Raw genomic sequence first — 23,991 nt, 5'->3', positions numbered from 1 at the left:
TAAATATATGGATTTTCAGGAATTTAAAGAAAAATATCAACATAAAGAAGTAACGACAAATTCCAATAAAGTCGAGAATACACCATTGGTGTCTGTTTGTGTGCAAACCTATGAGCATGCAGCCTATATTCGGCAATGCCTGGATGGAATACTAATGCAAAAGACAGACTTTGTATATGAGATTTTACTGGGAGAAGACAATTCTTCTGATGGTACCCGGGAGATTTGTATGGAATATGCAAAAGAACATGCCGACAAAATTCGGTTATTCCTGCATCATCGCGAGAATAATATTAAAATAGACGGAAAGCCTTCCGGACGTTTTAATTTTTTATATAACCTCTACAATGCTAAGGGAAAATACATAGCTATTTGCGAAGGAGATGATTATTGGACTGATCCCTTAAAATTACAAAAGCAAGTAGACTTTATAGCGGTTAATGAGGAAGATTATGTGGGAGTGTATACCAATTATAATATTTGTGACCTGGATGGAAGAGTTATAGAATCGAGGAAGCTTAAAGAAGATCATCCTCCGTTCTTCGATAAGTTATCTGTATTTGGTAAACATTCGTCACAAACGCTAACGGTGATGTATAAGAATATTCCGGAGGCCGTTGATAAAATGAGTGAGTTTACAGACTTTTTAAATGCAGATAGAGTTTTAGCGGTGATGATGGCACAGTACGGTAAGATCAAATACCTGGATTTTGTGTCTGGAATTTACAGATGGGGAAGTGGTATTCATTCCATGAAATCCGCAAGAATAAAGAGAGCGACAAGATTTGAATTATATAAAATATTCAAGCTAACTTTTAAGCAGAAAGAAGATGTCGTGTTGGCGATTAATCAAAGAATGAATGATTTATATATCTATGAAATATGTAGGTGCATAGTGAGGGGTAAACCCAAGAAGGCTTTTCATTATAACAATTTGAGAAGAGTAGAAACTGGAATGCCTATAGAGAATTTTTTGCCAAAGCTGTTAAAATATATTTACAGATCTTTGATATCACGGGTTAAAAATATTTGGACAAAAAAAGTAATAATCCCGTAGAATTTTATTGACAGTTATACCTGTATATGGTTGTTGTTTACTTGATATTAATATAAGGCATATGAGTAGCAGTAGTAGTATTATGATTATTCCACCAAAAAGAAAAAGGCCCGTATTTTCAGGAATTCTCTTATTGCTTATTACTTCTATAGTGTTATTGATAGAGAATAATATTGCGGTGTTTATAGTGACGGGGTTGTGGTTTTTGTTGGGGGTGCTGTTGATAAAGATTTCTTTTCCAAGGGTAAATAGACATGAATCCTACAGACTTTGGCTACTGTTTTTTACGATCTATTATCTGTATATGATCATTACTAATTATGTGTATGTCAGAGACCCAAATTCAGATTTCTTTTTTCATTTTGATAGCCTAGATTTTTATACAGTGACAGATTCTTTAATAAGGCAAAAAGTTAACCTGGAAATGTTTGATTGGGAGTTTTATAGGATTAAAAATTATCCTGGTTTTGCGTTTTTGTCATGGCTATTGGGCCGGATTGCGAATATGATGGGAGAGGTAAACAGTATAGTTTTACAAAAAACCCAAATAGTATTTACGTGCGCGATGACTATAATCTTTCTCTACAATATAGGTCGTTTGTATTTGCCCCATAAGCGAACATGGATAATTGCGGTTACTTTTGGGCTTCTTACTCACATCTTTGCCTTTTCCGGAACGTATACCAGAGATCCCCACATACTTTTATTTTTTGTGATAGGCTTTTATATTTTTATGAGTGAATGGAAATTTCGTAACTTAATTCTACTTGTTTTAGTTGGGTTTTTAGTTGCACAGTTTAGGATGCAACATGGTCTCTTCTTTATAGCGTTTATTTCTGCATATCTTTTTGTTAGGATTAAAAAATTTAAAAATAAAATTGCTTCTTTTCTCTTAGGAATAGTTTTTATAATGGGTTTTGTAGCCTCCATAGTTTTTAACTTTGAAGCATATGGCGAAGACACTGTAGAAAAAGTGGAACTTTATCAGGAGTATCATGAAAGAAAATTTGAAAAATCTAGTGGTTTTACAGCTTTAGTTAACCGCCTTCCAGGTGTTCTTCAGCCTTTTGGTAATATTGTGATCAGTCAAACCTATCCTTATCCCCCAGATAGGGCTATTTATGTAAGTGTTATCGGTCAAAATCAATACCTGTTATTCCCCCTTGTTATATCTCAAATGTATTGGATATTGGTATGGGGGGTGTTGATATATGGATTCTTTTATAAAAAATATAGAACAATTATTCCTCAGCAATTGAAATATGCTCTTGCCATAGCTGTTTTATTGCTTGTAGCCGTATGTACAGGTTCTTATGAGTATAGAAGGATGATGGGAGCTTATCCAATTTTATATCTAGTTGCTGCTTATATTTATTATAATTTAGATAAAAAAAAGCGAAAAACACTTATACAAAACATAGTTCTTTTTCAATTAGGTGCTTTTGCTTTATATGTAGTGGCTAAGGAAATGCTATAAAAAAGAAATAGTTTCTAAATAAGTTAATTATATATTTTTTAAACGAATTCTAAAGATAATTATGTGCTTTGTTCCAAAGCTGTTATATATTTTATGTTAAAACCGACTGGGTAAGTAATTTTTTTCGGAAGGTGAAGTAGATATTGTAAATGCAAAAGCCTAGGGTTTTATTACAGAATAAAATAAAGTATTATCTTAATTTAGTACTAATAATCCATTTATAAATGCAAAAAAGAATCTGTTTTTTTGTTGGAAACATGGGGCTGGGGGGTATTGGAAAACTTACTCTCCACCTTGTGGAAGAATTTGTAAAAAAAGGAATAATGGTTGATCTCTTCCTATATAAGGACGACGGGGAATATATGGATCAAATCCCGAAGGAGGTTCGTATTTTTGTTCATGGTGGGTCTTATTTAGGGCGAATGGTAAGGTATATTTCTTATCTTAACAAAGAAAAGCCTATGGTTTCAATTTCATCGAGACAAAGACAAGATATTTTAAATGTGATCGGGTGCTTAATATCATATAGGAAAGTTCAACCTGTAATTTCTATTCATACCAATGTGAGTGCCGAAAACAAGGAACAGATAGGTGTAAGAAAAAAGAGTATATTCATTGAGATACTATCTAAACTATTATATAAGGTTCCAAATAAATTTATTGCTGTTTCTAAAGGAGTAGCTGATGATTTTGCAAAATGGGCAAATGTAAAACGCACTGAGGTAGAAGTTATTTATAACCCAGTTTATAAACCATACACCGAACTTAGGGATGTCCAAATACCCCTGACATATGAACAACTGTTACGCGAAGATAAAAAATATATTATTGGCGTGGGGAGGCTTACTAAAGCAAAAGATTTTTTTACTTTAATTAAATCTTATCATATAGTCAAACAGAAAATGGATGTTGCATTGATTATCTTGGGTGAAGGTCCTTTACGTAAAGAATTAGAAAATTTAATTACTGAATTAAACTTAGAAAAAGATGTTTTTCTTTTGGGCTTTGTGCATAATCCGCAATATTATATTCGACGAGCATCAGCCTTTGTCTTATCTTCTATATGGGAAGGTTTTGGTAACGTTATTGTAGAAGCTATGGGTGTGGGGACCCCTATTATATCTACGAATTGCCCCAGCGGACCAGCAGAAATTTTAGAAGATGGAAAATACGGTAAATTGGTTTCGGTTGGAAACCTTCAAGAAATGGCAAATGCTATGATAGACACTTTAAGCACTCCCCATAATCCCGATGTATTGATAGAAAGGGCTAAAGATTTTTATACGGAAAAAATAGCTCAAGAATATTTAGATTATATTTTTGAGGAAAACCCATAAAGAAATTTGTATATGAGACTAAAAAAAAGAAAGAAGTGGATAAATAGTTTAATAATCCTATGGCTTTTATTGCTTGTCAATAAAGCATATACGCAAGAAGAGAACAAATTTCTTCTGTTGGATCAAGAAATGACCGACATTATTAGACTTAAGAACAAAGGTTTGTTTTCACGTTTATCTAGCTCTCTCAATAAAGAGGAAAAGATTAAAAGTATTCTTAAAAATGCTGACAAAGCCCTCAAAAGAAAAATCCATGCCCCGGCAGATAAAGAAGATGTCCCTCCCAATGGTGACAAGAGAGAATTTTATAGTGTAGCTCCTTATTATTGGCCTAATCCAAATACTAAGGATGGATTTCCTTATATTCATAAAGATGGGAAAACCAACCCTGAAAGATCAAATCCCAAAAAGGATGATATATATATGCGTCAATTTTGTTTTGATGTACGTGCCCTAGGTTTGGCATATTATCATACCAAGGATGAAAGGTATGCAAAGAAGGCTGCTCAACTTGGACGTTTGTGGTTTATAGATAAGGATAAAAGCCTACGTCCAAGATTTAAGTATGGACAGATTGTTCCTGGCAGAAAAGCCAAGGGAAGGTCAATGGTTTTTATCGATACACAGCACTTAATTAAAGCTATAGATGGTATATTGCTTATTGAAGGTTCTGATAGTTGGTCAAAAAAAGATACTGAGGAGATAAAAAAATGGTTTTCAGAGTTGTTGACCTGGATGTTAACCAGTAAAATAGGTATGCAAGGAATGACCCAATCTAATAATATAGGAGCCTCTTACGATATGCAAGTGATTGCCTATGCAATATTTACAGGACAAGATAGTATAGCGAAAATGATTGTAAATGAAAAGGTTATTCCCCGAATAGATACTCAGATATCAGATAATGGTCAACAGCCTTTTGAATTAAGGAGGACTGAACCTTGGAGATATTCAGTAGCAAACCTTAATCTCCTTTTCAATATTGCACATATGGCAGATAAAGTAGATATAGATTTATGGAATTATAAAACTCCTCAAGGAAAAAGCATTAAAAAGGCATATGAATGGTTGTTACCATACGCTAAAGGAAATAAAAAATGGATTAGGAAAGGTAACGTAGACCCTACAAAAGACAAACAGTTTAAAAAGCTACAACGAAAAGCTTCACAGCATTATTAGATTCTGAACTTGACAAAAGATAATAACTTTGTAATACATCCTTTTTATGTTTTCAAAGACTGCCTTGCACATTAATAGCTATTTTTTAAGTAATAAAATTCATTATAACCTATATAAGGAACTTTTAAAGAAACGTAAAGATCAATTTCTTATTCCTGTATATAAACACTTTAGAGATGATGATATTCCGGGGATAGATATTGATTATGTTTTTGGTAGAATAGATAAGACAATTTTTGTGACCAAAGTATGGAAAGTAATTCGATTGTTTTATAAAAAGAAATATCAAGATTTTAGTTATTTACATGGACATACTCTTATGAGTGACGGTATCCCAACCTATATCTTAAGCTTATTAAAGAAAAAGGAGTATGTTGTTTCTGTACGAATTACAGATATAACGTTATTCATAAGGCGTAGTGTTATTTTTAAAGCAATAGGTCGTATAATTCTCACTAAAGCTAAGGCTGTTTTTTTTATTTCACCTTCACTTAAGGTTAAGATTGAAGAAATTTATCCAGAGTTGGATAACAAGAAATTTTATCTTTTACCTAATGGCCTTGCTCCATATTGGATCGAGGAAGAAATGAGTAACCGAAAAGAAAAAAAGTTAAACGAACATATAAGATTATTATTTGTTGGTCAAATTATTCCTCGGAAGAACTTGGATATCCTTTTGGAATTTATGAAAAGAAAACACAAACGAGGATATACGCTTACCATAGTGGGGGAAAACACCCTTGAAATGGACTTTAAAAAGATAAATAAACAACTACCTCCAGATAATAAAGTAGTGTATTTAGGTAAATTAAATTCTAAAGAGGAACTTAAAACAGTATATGATAATAACGATATTTTTGTACTTCTTTCTAAATCAGAAACATTTGGAGCAGTGTATACTGAAGCTATTAGTCGTGGCCTCCCGATTATTTACACTAAAGGAGAAGGAATGGACGGTTTCTTTGAAGAGGGAGAAGTTGGATTTTCATGTGATAGTACTTCCCAAGAGGAACTTGCCGAACGAATAGAGCAAATAATACCTTTGTACCAAAAAATCAGTAAAATGGCTTATCAAAGATCTTTTGATTTTGAGTGGGGAAAAATAGTTGATAAATATATAAATGTAATTGACGGGAAATAATGTATTTTCTTATAGAAATAATGGAAGATGGACTTAATTGTATAAGATGAAAAAATTAATAGTCGGAATTACTGCTCCAAACAGCATTAGTTTATTAAAAGGACAAATTAAATATTTCATTGTTCGTGGATATAACGTGTTTTTGCTTGCTCCAAAAACTGAAAAAACTATTCAATTCTGTTTAGAAGAAGGGTGTACACTATTACCGGTGGACATTAAAAGAGAGATTAGTTTGTGGAGTGATTTTAAGGCATTATATGTGATAATCCTCCATTTTATAAGGGTAAAACCTGATATCATAAATGTAGGGACCCCTAAAATTAGCCTTTTGGGTATGCTTGCGGGTAAATTGTGTAATGTTAAAAAGCGAATATATACTTGCCGGGGTTTTAGATATGAAAGTGAGTCGGGGAAAACTAAACGTCTCTTAATGTTTTTTGAAAGGATTATAGCTAAATATAGTCATCGGATTATTTGCATCAGCAAGTCCATAGAGGTACTTGGAAAAGAGCATGGTATTTTCAGAGAGAATAAAACGATTGTTATAGGGAATGGTAGTAGTAATGGACTCGATCTTTCCTTGTTCATGCCGGAGAAAATAACTGAAAATTTGAAAACTGAATATAAAACTCGATATGCTATAAATGGGTTTTTTACATTTGGTTTTGTTGGCAGGTTTAATGACCGGAAGGGGGTTAATGAACTTTATGAAGCGTTTCAAGGACTTTATGGAGAAAGGACAGATGTTCGTTTAATGATGGTTGGAGGGATTGAGGCAACACAAGTTTCCGATAAGGAGCTTATAGATAAATATAATTCTCACCCAGGCATAATTATGGTTGGAAGAAAGCCGTTTGAGCAAATGCCTATATATATGTCTTTGTTTGATTGTTTCGTATTACCTACATGGGCAGAAGGTTTTGGAAATGTATTTATACAAGCTGCTGCAATGGGAATACCAATAATAGGCAATGATGTTACTGGTTGTAAAGACGCAGTGAGTGATTCTTATAATGGTGTTTTGATTAAAGAAATTAAGAATTCTGAGGTGTTGAAAAACAAAATGTTATCATTAATGGATAATGTGGAAATGTTAAGAATATATGGAGAAAATGGTAAGATTTGGGCGAAGGGATTTGATCAAAATGTTATATGGGAAGGGATTAAAAAGATATATGAAGAATAATAAATAAGGCGTATGTACCGAGCTTTTTTTAAGCGTGTGATAGACTTTTTTATAGCTTTTATAAGTTTAATGTTATTAAGTCCAATCTTAATAGTCATAGTCGTAGTTATACTATGTAAATTAAATTATCCGATTCTATTTAAACAAGAACGTCCCGGAAAAAACGGTAACCCGTTTTACCTGTATAAATTTCGTTCTATGACGAATGAAAAGGATGTAGAGGGTAATTTATTGCCCAATGAACAAAGATTGCCTTCATTTGGTAAAAAATTAAGGGCTACCAGTTTAGATGAGTTGCCCAGTTTGCTCAACGTATTGAAAGGAGAAATGAGTATTGTAGGTCCAAGGCCATTACGAATGCGTTACTTGCCTTATTTCACAGAGGGGCAAAACAAACGGCATGAAGTCCTTCCGGGAATTACAGGATATGCCCAGGCCAATGGACGTAGTAATCTTAGTTGGGACAAAAAGTTAAACATGGATGTTTGGTATGTGGAAAATCAAAGTTTTTTGCTGGACATGAAAATTATTTTTCAAACAGCAGTAAATGTTTTGAAGCGAAAAGATACCAATCCGGAAGGAGGAAATTTTGAAATACCTTTTGATGAATATATAAAAAATAAGCAGCAGGGATGAAAAGAGAGGAGCAGAAGCTGTCCGGAGAATTTTTGAAGGATCAATGGTTTGAAAAAGTACTTGTTTCCATGAATGAGGCCCTGTTCAAAGAACAGGGTGCTTTATTGGAAGACCACGGGCATATATATCCTACACTGCATATCTTGGGAGCGCCCCGATCCGGGACTACTTTGGCATCTCAACTCATTTCGTCTTTTTTACCTGTAGGGTATATCAATAATTTTATAGCTACCTATTGGAAAGCTCCGGTATATGGCATAGAACTATCAAAAAAATTATTGGGGCTGGAATACGTTAGCAATTTTAAGTCCTCATTCGGGCGTACTGATGCGATCAGGGAACCTCATGAGTTTGGGTATTTCTGGAATTATCATTTAAAATATCCGGGTTTACAACAACAGGAAAAGGAGCATGAGAAAGAAATTGATTGGGAAGATCTGAGTATCATCCTAAACAACATATGTTACCGATTTGACAGGCCGGCAGTTTTTAAATCTTTCTTATTGGGGTTCCATGCGGCAAAAGTTTGTCAGGTAATGCCTAAGACCTGCTTTATATATATAAAACGTAATTTTCTGGATAATGCACTATCCATTCTGAAGTTGCGGAAAAAACTAAATGGGGATGTCAATACATGGGGCTCCATAAAACCTCTTCAATATGAACGTTTAAAAGAATTGGATGTGTATGCCCAGATATCCGGCCAGATACTGGCCCTGGAATACGAATATTTCAATCAGCTAGATAAAGTACCGCAGAAAAATAAATTGTTTTTTCGGCATGAGGATATTTGTGAAGACCCGGCTAGTTTTCTCGGAGAAATAGGAGAATTGCTAAATACCCACGACACTTCTTTTAATCCGGAAATTTTAAACGTACAGCCTTTTCAAAAAAGAATCGCTGAAGTTTCTGAGGGCGAAAAGACAAAATTCCTGAAAGCTAAAGATAGAGTACTACAATTATTCCCTGAATTTGAAAACCTGTAAAATTAAAGAAAATGGACTTTTCCGTTCTAAGTGTAAAAGACAACGAATGGCAGCAAATAATTTCAAAGAGTATAATATATGATTTCCATCATACTTCCTGTTATCATTCATTAGAAACCAATAGTGAGGACAAAGCCTTATTATTTGTAGGGACACAGGAAGGCAATACAATAGCTTTGCCTTTGCTTATACGGAAAATTCCCCAAACGGATTGGTACGATGCCACATCTGCATATGGTTATTGCGGGCCTGTAGCATCTAAGAGCTTTGATGAATTTTCTCCGGAATTTATAAGGCAATTTCAGGCGGAGCTATTGACATATTTAAAAAAGGAGAATATTATAAGCGCTTTCTCGCGTCTTCATCCTTTAATGGAAACGATGCCGTTTTTTAATGATTTCGGACAAGTATTAGATCTCAATAAAACGATCGCAATCGATCTAACACTTCCCCTTGAGGAACAAAGAAAGGACTATAGAAAGTCAAACAAATCTGAAATAAACCAGCTCAAAAAAAAGAAAGGATATAGTGTGCGGGAAATTCACCCGGAAGAATTAAAAGTGTTTGTGGAGATCTACCATCAGACCATGGACCGGGTGGAGGCTAAAGCATATTATTATTTCGATGAAGATTATTTTAAAAAGCTATTGGACAATCCCTGCTTTAATTCCCGGTTGCTGGTAGCTGTTAAAGACGGAGAAATAGCAGCGGGGGCGGTGTTTACTCTTACAGATAAAATAATGCAGTATCATTTGGCCGGGACCAGGGATGCATACATACGCGATACCCCGATGAAGTTAATATTGGATGAGGCCCGCTTGCTGGGGAATGAACTGGGACTGGAGTACTTACATTTGGGAGGTGGCGTAGGCGGAAGTGATGAGGACTCTTTATACCGGTTTAAATCGGGATTTTCGAAAAATAATTTTCAATTTCAGGTTTGGAACCTTATTGTCGACCAGGCAAAATATGATCAATTGGTTGCACAAAATAATGTTGATGTGACAAAAGCAGCAGGCTTTTTTCCTTTATATAGGGCATGATGTTATCGGAGGATTAAAGGAGGTCATTCTTTTTAAGAGACCAACTGCCGAATGTAAAATTTCAAAAGAGATAAAAAGATAATCAGTATATGGATAATCCTAAAATCTGGCTCTCTTCCCCCCATATGGGAGGCACAGAGCAAAAGTATATAAAAGAAGCATTTGACGATAATTGGGTTGCCCCGTTGGGTCCTAATGTCAATGGTCTGGAGGCAGACCTTGAAAGCTTTCTCAGAGAAGAAAAAAAGATAGCAGCAGTAAGCGCCGGTACTGCAGCCCTGCATTTGGCCCTGATCCTTTCGGGGGTTGAGGCCGGTGATGAAGTGATTTGTCAGAGTCTGACCTTTTCGGCTTCGGCAAACCCCATCGTATACCAGGGCGCGACTCCTGTTTTTGTGGACAGTGAACCCGATACCTGGAATATATGCCCCGATGCTTTGGAAGAAGCCATAAAAGACAGGATAGCTCTTGGGAAGAAACCCAAGGCCATTATTGCAGTACATCTTTATGGTATGCCTTATAAAGTGGATGAGATACATGCCGTTGCAGGTAAATATAGCATACCTGTAATAGAAGATGCAGCTGAAGCCCTGGGGAGTCATTATAAGGGGCAAAATTGTGGTACTTTCGGGCCAATGGCTATTTTGTCATTTAACGGAAATAAGATCATTACTACTTCCGGTGGTGGTGCTTTGGTGTGCCCGGATGAAGGTTTGAAGAAAAGAGCAGTGTTCCTTGCCACGCAGGCCAGGGACCAGGCGGCGCATTACCAGCACAGCCATATAGGGTATAATTACAGGATGAGCAACATTTGTGCCGGGATAGGACGTGGGCAGATGGAAGTGCTTGAAGAACGGGTAGCACAACGCCGGGCCATGCATGCTTTTTATACGGAGGTCTTCTCCGATGTGGAAGGAATTACACTTTTGAAGGAGCCGGATGAAGATTATTTTTGTAACCACTGGCTGACGGCGATCCTGACCGAAAGTTTTGAACAACGCGAAGCCTTGCGCCTGGCCATGGAAGAAGATAACATAGAAAGCCGGCCCATATGGAAACCCATGCACCTACAGCCGGTTTTTAAGGAGGCTCCTTATTACGGAGGTGGGATAGCCGAAGATATTTTTGATAAGGGCCTATGTCTTCCCTCCGGTTCTAATCTCACGGATACAGACAGGGATCGTATTCGTTCTGCAGTAATGAAATTTCTGAATTTGTAGTAAATCTATAGCGATTGATGTTTACAGGCTGGTTATAATTAACAACACTTTTGAGTTCTGATCCGTTGAGGATTAATCTCCGGCTAAAAAGGGAAAATCATTCGTAATAGCTGATAGCTCTTCTCTTTAGAAGACCTCTGTAATGATATTAGTCACAAGAGCCTGTGCTGAGTTTATCGAAGTAGAGGAGCTTATAAGATATATGATATTATAAATATAAAAACTGAGATATATTGCAGTATTTTAGATCATAATGCACTACGGATTGTATGGCAATACCCTGAATACCTGAGAAGAAATTTATGTTACCGGTATTTGTAGGGTATTTTTTTGTGATGATGCAATATTTTCGGCATATGACGTTTTTATATCCGGGATATACCGTTTAAACCTTTCTGAAATTGAGCCGGTGTATTTTCCCGTTTTCGAAAACGGTAAGAAGATCAACGATATTTTCCGGTGACTGATCTAAATAGGGAAAGGACGGAAGGTATTAAGGTGATTCATACTGAAGAAGTGTTGATATTTGGTTGAAGATTTAACAGTTGAGAAGAAATATGTGGAAAGCGATTTCATAACATCCAATTCATCTTAACGAAACGTTAATAAAGAAAAAAAATCTTATATTCGCAGGAAACAGATTTCTTTATCGAAAGAAAATACGACAATTTAAAAAGGGTGTTTTTCCCTTTTTATGTGTATGAATGCTTAAAAATTAGGTTTATTTTAACAAAACAAGGATTTTTTTAATATCTTTATTGATCTTGAAGGTCAAAAGGGACTTGTTTTTTGAGTTTTATCGGGCAATTTTCGTAGTATATGAAAAAAGTAAGTTGGGATAAATTGAGGCAGGGAGTAAAGCTGGTCTTTGAACCCGGGAGAAGAAAACTGGACCTGAAGAACATAGGCTACCTGCCCCGGTGGATTATTTTGGGAATTGATATTTCCATACTGGTGTGTGCTGCTGTGGTGACTTTCCTGTTGCTGCAGGGGCTTACCCTTAGTTTTTACACCCGGCTGACCCGTATGGAAGAATTGCTTATGGTGGTTGGAGTAAATACGGTGTATTTTCTCCTGTTCCGGACCTATGCTGGCCTGATACGGTATTCTTCGTATATCGACGGTTTAAAACTGCTGTTTTCCACTTTTGCTTCTTTTGTTACCCTGGCAGGTATCAGCTATGCGAGTTATCTTATTACCGGGGAAAAACTTTTCCTCGTGCCGGGGCTGTTTATGTACTTTATCATTTCTTTTGCATTCCTGTTCCTGTTCCGGGTTGTGGTCAAGCAGGTGTTTCACACGTATTTCGGTGAGACCAGGAAGGCGGAAAAGACCAAGGTACTTATTTTCGGGGCGGATTCCAACGCTATATCGGTGGCCAATGCGATCCGTACGGAACAGCCGGCCCGGTTTAAGATACTGGGTTTTGTAGATAAAAGCAACCATAATACCAGCAAGCGTATCCTGGACCTTCCCATACTTAGCAAGAACAAGCGTATATCCGTACTGCTGAGGGCCCGCGGAGCACAAGGGGTGATCCTGGCAGACAGGCATCTTACCAAGGCAGAAAAAATAGAACTGGTAGACGATTGCCTCGAGAACGGGTATAAGGTATTTACAGCACCATTGGTGTCTGACTGGGAAAACGAACAGGATTTTTCGAGACAGATCAAAAACATACAGATCGAGGACCTGCTGGAGCGGAAACCTATTGTTCTTGATAACAAAAGTATTTCCAAAGAACTCAAGGGGAAAAGAGTGCTGGTTACCGGGGCAGCGGGCTCCATAGGTAGCGAGATCGTACGCCAGGTATTAAAATACGACCCCGAGCTTCTTATTATCGTAGACCAGGCCGAAACCCCTCTCCATCAGTTGCGGCTTGAACTGAACAACTTGCCTGATGAGGTTCGGTATGAGGCAGTGATGGGAGATGTTCGGAATTACGAACGGATGAACCGTGTCTTTGAAGCGTTTTCCCCGCATGTGGTCTATCATGCTGCAGCCTATAAGCACGTGCCTCTTATGGAAGAAAATCCTTCCGAAGCGGTGTTTGTCAATATCATGGGGACCAAAAATATGGCCGACCTGGCTGTGGAACACAAGGCAGAAAAATTTGTGATGGTGTCTACGGACAAGGCCGTAAACCCGAGCAACGTTATGGGCGCTTCCAAACGGATTGCCGAGATGTATGTACAATCCCTGTACTTTACGAATAAGGAAAAAGAGAAAAAGACAACCCGCTTTATCACTACCCGTTTTGGCAATGTACTGGGTTCTAATGGTTCGGTAGTTCCCCTGTTCAAGGAGCAGATCGCCAAAGGCGGACCAATAACCATTACTCATCCGGATATTATCCGCTATTTTATGACCATTCCCGAAGCCTGCCGCCTGGTACTGGAGGCTGGGGCCATGGGGAAAGGCGGGGAGATCTTTATCTTTGATATGGGCGAAGCCGTAAAGATCATGGACCTGGCCACTAAGATGATCCGCCTGGCTGGTTTTATCCCCGAAGAAGATATAGAGATCAAAGTGACCGGACTTAGACCTGGAGAAAAGCTATATGAAGAATTGCTGAGTGACAAGGCGAAAACACTTCCTACTCATCATGAAAAGATCATGATCGCCACAGAAACTATCGACGATTTTGAGTATGTAAACAAAGCTATACTTTCCATTTTTGAGGTGGCTAAGCGGTATAAAAATGACAAGACGGTAAAACGTATGAAAAACCTCGTTCCTGAGTATAAAAGCATGAATTCTTTGTTTGAATCCCTGGACAATGGTAGTATAAAGACAGTGTCTGAGGGAGTTCTTCCCGCAGAGATTTCTGAAAAGGAGCGGAAGGAACTGTATGGTACGGGAAAACACCGTATAGGCTTCTCCGGATAACAGAATTAATATCCCTTTAACTTTTAAAGTAGAATTTTAATTCGCAAATGTTATATTTGCAGCAAATAATATACGCTTTGCCCTGTTTAGTCGTTAAAAGAGTGAGTGAAGTGATATAAACGAGAGATAATGAGAATAAGATGTTTAGTGCCCTACCACGCCCCTTCTTTTTTATTAGTGATCTTTAGTGTTGTCTTAATGACCTCCTGTGCCTCACGCAAGAATATCGTATATTTTCAAGATATTGAAGATATTGATAAACTGGCTAGTAAAGTTATCTATGATCCTGTATTACAGCCTGATGATTTATTGACGATTACTGTTTCTGCAGTTAATAGAGAAACTGTGGAGTTATTTAATTTGCCAGTGGTAGCTTTTATGGGAGCGGATGGAGTTGCTGCAGGAAGGACTCAATACCAAACTTACCTTGTAGACAATGAAGGAAATATAGAGTTCCCTGTAATAGGTACTGTGCAGTTAGGAGGTCTTACCCGTAAGGAAGCAATTAACTTACTAAGAGGCAAAATATCTCATTATGTTAAAGATCCTATTGTAAATATACGGATCATGAATTACAAGGTTACGGTACTGGGGGAAGTGGCCAGGCCTGGATCCTATACCATTCCCAACGAACGTATTACCATACCGGAGGCACTAGGGTTGGCAGGTGATCTTACTGTATATGGTAAGAGGGATAACATTTTGGTTATACGGGATAAAAATGGACAAAAAACTTATACGAGAGTAGATCTGACAAAAAAGGACATGCTTGAATCCCCATATTACTATCTGCAACAAAACGATGTGATATACGTAGAGCCTAACGGAGCACAAGTGCAGGCTTCAGCCTACAATAGGAATGCATCGGTCATCGTATCGGTGGCTTCTATTATAATTTCGTTAATTTCCATTTTAACACGATAATCAGTAGTTCTATAATGCAATCAGATCAACAAATACAGCAGCCTATAAGGCCGGCTGGAGATGAAGAAGTAAGCTTGAGAGATCAGTTAGAGGCTTACCTTGTCCATTGGAAATGGTTTGTCCTTAGTGTGGTTTTTTGTATAGCTTTTGCTTTGCTTTATCTCCGTTACACTACGCCACATTATAGTGTTTCTGCTTCCATAATGATAAAAGATGATAAAAAAGGAGGGATAACTTCTGAACTTTCAGCTTTCCAGGATATTGGCTTATTTGGTAATGTGACTAATAGTGTGGATAATGAAATAGAGGTGCTAAAATCCAGGACCTTAATGGAAAATGTAATTAAAAAGCTGGGTATAAATGTCTCTTATTTTGTTAAAGGAAATATACGAACTTCTGAGGCATATAAAAATACTCCTATACATATTAATTTTTCTGTACCAGACTCCGTGTTGTATGAAGTAGATACTACTTTTACAGTGAAGATAAACACGGAGATGGGTTTTACTTTATTTGATGAAGATGGAAATAACATGGGGAAATATGGGTTTGGAGAAAAACTGAATTCTGGTGTTGGAAACATGATGATATTGCCGCGATTTGATAGAGTTGAAGAACTAAGTAGTAAAGAGGTGGATGTGGTTATTAAACCTCTGGCAAAGGTTACATTAGCTTATAGGGATAGAATAGAAATAGCTCCAACAGGGCAGAACACCAGTGTCATTCAGTTAAAACTTGAAGATGTGGTTAGGCAAAAGGCCCAAGATATCCTTAATACCTTAATAGAACAGTATAATATTGATGTTGTTGCAGATAAGAATCTGGTTTCCGGGAACACGGCTAGGTTTATCGAAAAACGTTTGGCGCTTATAGAGGCCGAATTGGGAGAAGTGGAGGAAAATGTGGAGAACTTTAAGGAAACCAATCAACTGACAGATATTACTTCTGAGGCAGAGATAGCCCTAGGGAATGCCAGTGATTATGCTAAGCGTATTGTAGAGGTGGAAACCCAGCTACAATTGACTAATTTTTTAATTGATTACTTAGCGGATATTCAGGATAACAGTAGCCTCATACCAGCCAATGTAGGGACAGAGAATACCAGTATAAGTCCATTGATTATGGAATATAACAAGTTGGTACAGGAGAGGAGCCGGTTGATGGAGGGCTCTACTGAAAACAACCCGGTGATTGTAAACCTGGATAGTCAAATATCTAAGCTCCGACAAACCATAAGACAAACCCTGAACAATTTGAAAACATCTCAGACCATTGCTCTGAATGATTTAAAACAGCAGGAAAACCTTCTGAGTTCCAGAATATCCAATGTGCCTGGGCAAGAAAGACGTTATCGAGGCATAGAGCGTCAGCAACAAATCAAGGAGACATTGTATCTTTATTTATTGCAAAAGAAGGAAGAGACCGCTATTTCTCTGGAGGTCACGGCTCCTAATTCCAAGATCATTGATGCGGCTTATGGTGCAGATAAGCCTGTGTCTCCTAAAAATAAGATTATATTGCTAGCTTCATTTATGTTAGGGCTTTTAATTCCTTTCGGGACAATATATTTAAAAGACCTGTTGGATACCAAGCTACAGGGACGTAAAGATATCGAAGGTAGGCTTACTGTGCCTTTTCTGGGGGATGTACCTAAGTCTCAAACGAGTGAAGAGATCATTTCCATGGACAGCCGTAGCAGTACGGCAGAAGCTTTCCGGATATTACGGACCAACCTGGATTTTATGCTGGCCAATGCAGGCAAGGGCAAGGCGAAAAAAATATTTGTCACCTCAACAGTAGGTGGAGAAGGAAAGACCTTTGTATCGATCAACCTTGCAGGAACTTTGGCTTTGTCTGGTAAGAAAGTGTTAGTGGTCGGGATGGATATCCGTAACCCCAAGCTTACGGAATATGTGGAATTCCCACATTCTCGAGGTCTCACCAATTACCTGACCAACGGAGAGACTTCTTTGAACGATATGATCTTTAAATTCAATAAGGAAGGCTTCGACCACCTGGATGTGCTTACTTCGGGGGTTATACCACCCAACCCGGCAGAGTTGCTGATGAGTGACAAGGTAGGGCGGTTGTTTGCCGAGCTGGAAGATCGCTATGATTATATCGTAGTGGATACTGCCCCGGTAAGCCTGGTGACAGACACGCTGCTTATCAGTAAGTATGCCGATGTCTTTGTCTATGTATGCCGTGCCGGTTACCTGGATAAACGTCTGCTAGTGATCCCGGAAAATCTCTACAAGGAAAAACGCCTCCCCAATATGGCCATCCTGATCAATGATACGGATGCCAAAAAAGGATATGGCTATGGTTATGGCTATGGCTATGGCCAGGAGACCAAACCCTGGTGGAAGCGGATTATGAAGAAATATAGTTAAGGGGCCGAAAGGTTTTAAATTTAAGGTTCTCTGAAAGGTTGTGCATTGCACGGCCTTTTTTTTGAAGCTCCCCGCTTCAGATGAAGACCTGTGCTGAGTCTGCTGAAGCAGGGTGGCCCACTTTAGGGGGTCGGGGAGTTTGACACGGCCTAAGCTTGGGGATTATCGCTAAACACTTATGTTTTCCTATGGCTTGGGCTTTCTAACTCCCGATATCTCAGGACAGGCTCTCCGCTCCCGATCAGAGATCGGGACCACCTCCCTTCGTCACAAAGCCTGTGCTGAGCACTTGTCGAAGTAGGAGGAGCTCTTGGAGATTCTTTTTTTTGGGGGAAGATACTCTTGGCTAAGACAGGGATTTCCTTATATAGGTAAGGTATGTAAAGTCGTATTGATGTTTTTCGTCTTTAGGATGATATTCCGAAGTTATTAATTCCCATTGATTCAGATCAATTTCAGGAAAGAAGGTATCCGCTTCAAAACCGGCGTGGACCCTGGAGAGTTCAATTTTATCAGCGTATGGCATTCCCAGTTTATATATCTCTCCGCCGCCTATGATAAAGGGCTGGTCGTCTTCCCGGGCAAGTTGCAGGGCCTCTTCTATGGAGTGTACGGTAATACACCCTTCTCCCTGATAATCTTTTTGACGGGTAACCACAATATGGGTACGGTTAGGGAGGGGTTTGGGAAAGCTCTCAAAGGTTTTTCTTCCCATAATGATATGATGGCCCGTGGTGAGGGATTTAAACCGTTTAAAATCGTCAGGTAAGTGCCATACGAGGTCATTGTCTTTACCCAGGGCATTGTTCTCCGCAGCAGCGGCTATGATGGTCACCATGCTTTATTCTGTTTTGTTGAGGTCGGAATCCAGGAATTCCTGTTCCACATCTTTTTCTATCTTAACGATCTTTGCCTTTTGCTTTTCGACGAGTTTTTCGCGCTGGACCTTTTCCCATTCCTTTCCCATAAACCTATGGGTGACAAATACATTAAAAAAGTGGATGACAAATAAGAAAGCCCAGAACGTAATGGCCCATACAAACCAGTTGTATTGCTCTCCGTACTTCAGGATCTTATTGGCGATAATGAGGAAAATACTGCCGATAAGGAAGATTACAAAATGATTGTACAACCTTTTTTTCTGGCGTATCCTGGCTTCCGCATTTTTGAGGAGTTCGTACTGTTCCTCGTCAACTTTCTTTGTTTTTTTGCTTTTAAACCACATAAGATTATAGCTTATATAGCAAATTTACACAATTTTTGATTGAAAAATCCTAAAATGCCGTCTGTGATCAGGGTAAGCGTATCATAAGTTTTCATTCTGCATGGGTTTGGGTTATTCCGCAGAGCTTCACCAAGAAACACAGAGGTACACAGAGCAATATTCTTTGTGGTTCTCTGTGGAACTCTGTGAAACTTTGTGTAATAGCCAAGATGCGTTTGCCTGCTACACGGCAACGGCACCTTTGATATGCGGATGCGGATCGTACCCCGTAAGGGTGAAGTCCCCGAACTTAAAGCTGAAAATATCTTTTACTTCGGGATTGAGCGTCATTCTGGGTAGCGGTTTCGGTTGCCGGCTCAGCTGGAGTTTGACCTGTTCCGTATGATTGTTGTAGATATGAACATCGCCGAAGGTATGGATAAAGTCCCCGGCTTCGTACCCGCATACCTGTGCCATCATCATGGTGAACAAGGCGTAAGAAGCAATGTTAAAAGGCACTCCGAGGAAGACATCGGCGCTGCGTTGGTAGAGCTGACAGGAAAGTTTTCGAGCTTGCCCTGAGCCTGTCGAAGGGGCCACATAAAACTGGAAAAAAGCATGGCACGGCGGTAGTGCGGCCTTATTGTTAGCCACGTTTTCCGCAAAAGAGACCGAAGTATCGGGCATAACCTCGGGGTTCCAGGCAGTAACCAGCATACGGCGGCTGTCGGGGTTGTTTTTCAGGGTGTGTATCACTTCGGAGATCTGGTCGATGTCTTTACTGTTCCAGTTGCGCCACTGATGGCCGTATACGGGGCCCAGATCGCCGTTCCCATCGGCCCATTCGTTCCATATACGTACCCCGTTTTCCTGCAGGTATTTTACATTGGTATCGCCGTTCAGAAACCAGAGGAGTTCGTATATAATGGATTTGAGGTGCAGCTTTTTGGTGGTGACCAGGGGGAAGCCCTCACTGAGATCAAACCGCATCTGGTAGCCAAAGACACTGCGGGTTCCCGTACCGGTACGGTCCTGTTTGTCGTTTCCGTGTTCTAAGATATGTTCTAGCAGTTGATGGTATTGTTTCATGTCAAACGAAATATTTCAGGGGTAAAAGTAGGGAATAGGTTGGCACAGGCGGAAAATATCCGGCGAAAATTATTCATGGTTTATCAACTTTCTTTTAGTACATGATAAAACTTTATAACTTGCTAAAAATGATCAATTTATTTTTTTTTGGCGTTTGTCCCCTCCCAACCTCCCCCAAGGGGAGGAGCTATGGGCTCCCCTCCGCTTGTGCTGAGTGTAGTCGAAGCATGGGAGAGCCTGTCCCGATGTATATCGGGAGGCCGGGGGAGGACTTTTTAGCCGGGCTGACGATAAAGAGGTGTTCGTAAGCCCGATTTTTGCTAAGTCGATGTGTTTTTTGTCATGTATTAAACAGCTTTCTTTTATAAAAGATTGACAGGAGACTGAATGAGATTGATAGAAGATTGAATCCCGCTGGCCTGGGAAACTGGTTTTGCCTGAGCATTCCAATCTCCAATCAATCTTTTTACAGGCGGAAAGGATGCAAAAAACACAGAAAGAGAAAGATAATACCTAAAACATTCTTAAAACCCGGGGAGTTCTTTCTGATAAGTTTTATTAAGTTATACGAAAAGATTACTTTTGTGCGTTTTAGATCATTAACGAAACACCATGGATATAGTTATTAAGCTAAGTCAGTTTTTGTTGAGCCTTTCTTTGCTGATCGTGCTGCACGAGTTCGGGCATTTTATTCCCGCCCGGCTTTTTGGTACGAGGGTAGAAAAGTTCTTTTTGTTCTTTGACGTGAAGTTTGCCCTGTTCAAAAAGAAGATAGGAGAAACGGTTTACGGCATAGGCTGGCTGCCCCTGGGAGGATATGTAAAAATATCCGGGATGATCGACGAGAGTATGGACAAGGAGCAGATGGAGCAACCGCCCCAGCCCTGGGAATTCCGTTCCAAACCGGCCTGGCAGCGACTTATTATTATGCTGGGAGGGGTCACGGTAAACTTTATCCTGGCTTTTATCATTTATATTGGCATCGCTTATGCCTATGGCGAACGGTACATACAAAATGACAATGTCAAAGACGGGATCTGGGTGACCAACAGCGCAATGGAAGATATCGGATTTCGTACCGGTGATAAGCTGGTGTCCATTGATGGCAAGCCGATAGAGAATTTTTCGGGATCTACCGAAAGGCTCCTGCTAAGTAAAGAAGTAACGGTGGAAAGGAACGGGGATATAAAGAAAATAATGATGCCCGTAGATTTTATCGACCAGCTGATGAAAAGCAGGGAAGGAAAAGAAGGCGCTGGCCCTATTATGGGGGTGCGTATACCTTTTGTGATCATGGGGACTGATGAAGATTCTCCGAATGCAGGGGTGATAAAAACCAGGGACATACTGGTAAGCCTTAACGGAGAAAAGATCACTTATGCCGATGAGGCGTTGGCCAGGGTAGAAGGTTTAACAGGACAGACTGTACCCGCCGTAGTAAAACGGGACGATAAAGAAATAAAAGTAGATCTGACGGTAGACGATACCGGGAAAATGGGGATATTCTATGCTCCCGGACTGGGGCTTACCAACCTGGAGCGACTGGGGCTGTACGAGGTGAGCAGAAAACAATATACGTTTATGGAATCGATCCCCAGGGGCCTTCAAAAAGGAAAGGACCGATTGGTGAGCTACGGAAAACAACTGAAAATGATCTTTAACCCCGAAACCGGGGCATATAAAGGTGTAGGCGGATTCAAAGCGATCTTCGACCTTTTTCCGCAAACGTGGAGCTGGCAGGCATTCTGGGAAATAACCGCCCTGTTGTCCATTATGCTGGGAGTGCTCAACCTGTTACCCATACCCGCGCTGGATGGCGGACATGTGATGTTCCTGCTCTACGAAATGGTGTCGGGAAGAAAACCCAGCGACAAGTTCCTGGAATACGCCCAGATCGCGGGATTCTTTGTACTGATGGCCCTGGTATTGTTTGCTAATGGAAACGATATTTACAGGTGGTTGTTCAAGTGATTATTTGTGCCTAAAAATCCTTTTTATTTGGTGCAAAAAATAAAAATAATATATATATTTGCACCCGCCTAGTGAAAAAACAGGTTTAACTGTCATTATTTTTGAATATAGACGGCAGTGATTTTCCTCCTTAGCTCAGTTGGTTAGAGCATCTGACTGTTAATCAGAGGGTCCTTGGTTCGAGCCCAAGAGGAGGAGCAAAAGCGATGACTTTTGGGTGAGAAGCGATGCATTGAGCAGAGCCGAAATGTTTATCCTGAGCACTTCGATACTTCGACAGGCTCAGTACAGGTAAACTCAGTATAAACTTCGCCGAAGGAAGCCCAAGAGGAGGAGCAAAAAAACGTTCATAACGTGTAGTATTGAAGATATTTTCCTCCTTAGCTCAGTTGGTTAGAGCATCTGACTGTTAATCAGAGGGTCCTTGGTTCGAGCCCAAGAGGAGGAGCAAAGCGAATACTTTTGGGTGAGAAGTTTATCCTGAGCGTAGCCGAAGGAAGCCCAAGAGGAGGAGCAAAGAAAAAAAAGCAACTTACGGTTGCTTTTTTGTTTTAAGTTTTAAACTTACTGTACTGTTTTGTAAGAGTTGTATCCAACTCTTGGAGGCCCCGTAGTTCAATGGATAGAATAGAAGTTTCCTAAACTTTAGATCCAAGTTCGATTCTTGGCGGGGCTACTTGACAGGAAAAGTGATTAAAATGGTCGCTTTTCCTGTTTTTATTTTCTGGTAATTCATTGTTTATCTGAAAGATACGATGTGCAATTACGTTCATCCGAAAAGTTCGATAATTTGTTCCGTCAAATTCCAGTTTTTCAGGGAATATCGAACTAATGATATCCCTTCGGGTTCTGATTCCCCCATCTCCATACAGTTTTGCGATGTTTTCGGCACCTTTTAATGCCTTGTCTAACAGTTCGTTGATGTTGATGCCTTGAGTTTCTAACCCCTTTTTACTTAATTGTTCTTCCAGTTTTTCGATCTGCGCTTTGCACTCTTTTTTGATTTTAAGGTAATCTTCATCATCCAGGGTTTCGGCGAGCAGCTTGTTCCTCGCAACGGAAAGTTTTGCATTCAGCATATCTATCTTTTCTGAAATCCTTTTCCGTTCGTCCATCGGATTTTTTACAAACTGTTTGTAGTTGTCAAGCAGCAGTTTTTTAAGAATATTGTTTATGCCATTGTTGATCTTCAATTGAGACAGACCTTTCTCGAAAACATCATTGGCTACTTTGGCTTTTTGCCGGAAACCACAGGTAGATGAGCAGTGATAATAATAGTAGCAACGACCGGTACTTCCCCTGGATGCACTACCAGTCAGGTTGTGCCCACATCTGGGGCAGGTCAGAAAGCCCCGTAAAGGTAAATTGGTATCGGAAAGGACTTTGGTGTTCGGGCGCTCCGCTCTTTTGTTACCATCCAGCATCTGCTGTACTTTATTGAAAAGCACTTCGGTTATCAATGGTTCGTGTTGTGCCTGTACAAAATGAGCTTCCTCGTCCTTAAATTTCTCGATGAATATCTTACCGCAGTACAACGGGTTGCGGACAGCTACATGGAAAGCACTTCTGCTTAGTTTTTTTGAGCAAAGTCTATTCATTTCTTTACGAACCTGGTCAGCAGCCAAGACCCCTTTGGCGATTTCATTGAATGCCCATCGCAAACTTGATGCCTCGGGTTCTTTTACGGCGACATACTTTTGGCTATCTTCTTTGCTTCTATTGATATATCCAAATGGAGCTCTCCCCATCAGACGCCCTTCTTTCTTTGCCCTGCGCATACCATAGAAGGTATTGAGCGCCCTGCGGTCATTTTCCACTTCAGGAGCAGCCAAATAAATAGCAAGCATCATTTTGTTCTCCGGGATGGTAAGGTCAAGAGGTTGCTCCACGGCTTGTGGTTCCACACCCAGCTTTGTCAATGTGCTTATCATCTGGTAGGCATCCCCCGCATTGCGGCTGAAGCGATCCCATTTTGTAAAAAGGATGAGATTCGTTTTCGAACTTTTCTTTTTAAGATTGGCCAGCAGCTTTATCCATTCAGGACGATTGAAGGTCTTGGCGGAATAGTCTTCACGAATAACCTGTCCAATGGTGATTCCGTTTGCGGAACAGAAACGCCTTAACCGCTCTTCCTGGTCTCTTTGGGAATATCCTTTGTCCGCCTGCTCATCAGTGGAAACACGGATGTATAAATCTGCTATTTTCATAGATAATTTATTGTGGTTGGGTGCACTAAACTGCTGAAGATAGTAGCTAAGA

18 protein-coding genes and 3 tRNA genes are annotated in these 23,991 nt (G+C 39.5%); 17 read left to right on the top strand and 4 right to left on the bottom strand.

The features are described from left to right. Positions 1-7 precede the first annotated feature (7 nt). The 13 genes from KN811_RS09905 (at position 8) to KN811_RS09845 (ending at position 17,468) form a co-directional block, all read left to right on the top strand. Positions 8-1,057, top strand: a complete 1,050-nt coding sequence (locus KN811_RS09905) for a glycosyltransferase family 2 protein (protein WP_187967601.1) — start codon at positions 8-10, stop codon at positions 1,055-1,057. Between the two features lie 61 nt (positions 1,058-1,118). Continuing rightward, positions 1,119-2,534, top strand: a complete 1,416-nt coding sequence (locus KN811_RS09900; protein WP_216334799.1) for a hypothetical protein — start codon at positions 1,119-1,121, stop codon at positions 2,532-2,534. Between the two features lie 224 nt (positions 2,535-2,758). Beyond that, positions 2,759-3,871 (top strand): glycosyltransferase, encoded by a 1,113-nt coding sequence (locus KN811_RS09895; protein WP_187967254.1) that lies wholly within the window; start codon positions 2,759-2,761, stop codon positions 3,869-3,871. Between the two features lie 12 nt (positions 3,872-3,883). After that, on the top strand, positions 3,884-5,050 hold the full coding sequence (locus tag KN811_RS09890) for an alginate lyase family protein (RefSeq protein ID WP_187967255.1): 1,167 nt from the start codon (positions 3,884-3,886) through the stop codon (positions 5,048-5,050). Positions 5,051-5,096: 46 nt separating this feature from the next. Further along, entirely contained in the window at positions 5,097-6,191 is a 1,095-nt protein-coding gene (locus KN811_RS09885) for a glycosyltransferase family 4 protein (RefSeq protein ID WP_187967256.1), read from the top strand. A 46-nt stretch (positions 6,192-6,237) separates the two neighbouring features. Continuing rightward, a complete protein-coding gene (locus KN811_RS09880) occupies positions 6,238-7,377 on the top strand; it encodes a glycosyltransferase (protein ID WP_187967257.1) in 1,140 nt (379 codons plus the stop codon). Positions 7,378-7,389: 12 nt separating this feature from the next. Further along, complete coding sequence (locus KN811_RS09875; protein WP_187967258.1) at positions 7,390-8,013, top strand: sugar transferase; 624 nt, start codon at positions 7,390-7,392, stop codon at positions 8,011-8,013. Continuing rightward, positions 8,010-8,999, top strand: coding sequence for a sulfotransferase (locus tag KN811_RS09870; protein WP_187967259.1), 990 nt, complete (start codon positions 8,010-8,012; stop codon positions 8,997-8,999). Before KN811_RS09875 ends, KN811_RS09870 begins: the two co-directional genes overlap by 4 nt. A gap of 11 nt (positions 9,000-9,010) precedes the next feature. After that, on the top strand, positions 9,011-10,042 hold the full coding sequence (locus KN811_RS09865) for a lipid II:glycine glycyltransferase FemX (protein WP_187967260.1): 1,032 nt from the start codon (positions 9,011-9,013) through the stop codon (positions 10,040-10,042). Between the two features lie 89 nt (positions 10,043-10,131). Continuing rightward, on the top strand, positions 10,132-11,262 hold the full coding sequence (locus KN811_RS09860; RefSeq protein WP_187967261.1) for a DegT/DnrJ/EryC1/StrS family aminotransferase: 1,131 nt from the start codon (positions 10,132-10,134) through the stop codon (positions 11,260-11,262). A gap of 819 nt (positions 11,263-12,081) precedes the next feature. Next, positions 12,082-14,151, top strand: coding sequence for a polysaccharide biosynthesis protein (locus KN811_RS09855; RefSeq protein ID WP_187967262.1), 2,070 nt, complete (start codon positions 12,082-12,084; stop codon positions 14,149-14,151). Between the two features lie 129 nt (positions 14,152-14,280). Further along, entirely contained in the window at positions 14,281-15,075 is a 795-nt protein-coding gene (locus tag KN811_RS09850; RefSeq protein WP_247716461.1) for a polysaccharide biosynthesis/export family protein, read from the top strand. A 74-nt stretch (positions 15,076-15,149) separates the two neighbouring features. Beyond that, on the top strand, positions 15,150-17,468 hold the full coding sequence (locus KN811_RS09845; RefSeq protein ID WP_247716460.1) for a GumC family protein: 2,319 nt from the start codon (positions 15,150-15,152) through the stop codon (positions 17,466-17,468). Positions 17,469-17,814: 346 nt separating this feature from the next. On the opposite strand, the gene KN811_RS09840 is transcribed toward KN811_RS09845, so the two are convergent. From KN811_RS09840 to KN811_RS09830, 3 genes are all read right to left on the bottom strand, one after another. Continuing rightward, entirely contained in the window at positions 17,815-18,306 is a 492-nt protein-coding gene (locus tag KN811_RS09840) for a dihydrofolate reductase (protein ID WP_187967264.1), read from the bottom strand. Between the two features lie 3 nt (positions 18,307-18,309). After that, entirely contained in the window at positions 18,310-18,693 is a 384-nt protein-coding gene (locus KN811_RS09835; protein ID WP_187967265.1) for a 2TM domain-containing protein, read from the bottom strand. A gap of 222 nt (positions 18,694-18,915) precedes the next feature. Next, positions 18,916-19,761 (bottom strand): thymidylate synthase, encoded by an 846-nt coding sequence (locus tag KN811_RS09830; protein ID WP_187967266.1) that lies wholly within the window; start codon positions 19,759-19,761, stop codon positions 18,916-18,918. Positions 19,762-20,373: 612 nt separating this feature from the next. On the opposite strand from KN811_RS09830, the gene rseP reads away from it, so the two are divergent. The 4 genes from rseP to KN811_RS09810 all read left to right on the top strand — a co-directional run bounded on the left by rseP (position 20,374) and on the right by KN811_RS09810 (position 22,408). Next, complete coding sequence (rseP, locus tag KN811_RS09825; protein ID WP_187967267.1) at positions 20,374-21,732, top strand: RIP metalloprotease RseP; 1,359 nt, start codon at positions 20,374-20,376, stop codon at positions 21,730-21,732. 124 nt (positions 21,733-21,856) lie between these two features. After that, a tRNA-Asn gene (locus tag KN811_RS09820) sits at positions 21,857-21,930 on the top strand. A gap of 176 nt (positions 21,931-22,106) precedes the next feature. Further along, positions 22,107-22,180: transfer RNA gene (locus KN811_RS09815), tRNA-Asn, on the top strand. Between the two features lie 156 nt (positions 22,181-22,336). Beyond that, a tRNA-Arg gene (locus tag KN811_RS09810) sits at positions 22,337-22,408 on the top strand. On the opposite strand, the gene KN811_RS09805 is transcribed toward KN811_RS09810, so the two are convergent. After that, positions 22,371-23,939, bottom strand: a complete 1,569-nt coding sequence (locus KN811_RS09805; protein ID WP_187965973.1) for a recombinase family protein — start codon at positions 23,937-23,939, stop codon at positions 22,371-22,373. The two genes, KN811_RS09810 and KN811_RS09805, sit on opposite strands and share 38 nt — an antisense overlap. Between the last annotated feature and the right edge of the window lie 52 nt (positions 23,940-23,991).

The sequence above is a fragment of the Sinomicrobium weinanense genome, assembly GCF_018863395.1.
Lineage (GTDB): Bacteria > Bacteroidota > Bacteroidia > Flavobacteriales > Flavobacteriaceae > Sinomicrobium > Sinomicrobium weinanense.
The sequence above is the reverse complement of the archived record's forward strand: the minus strand, read 5'-3'. Positions and strand labels throughout refer to the sequence as shown.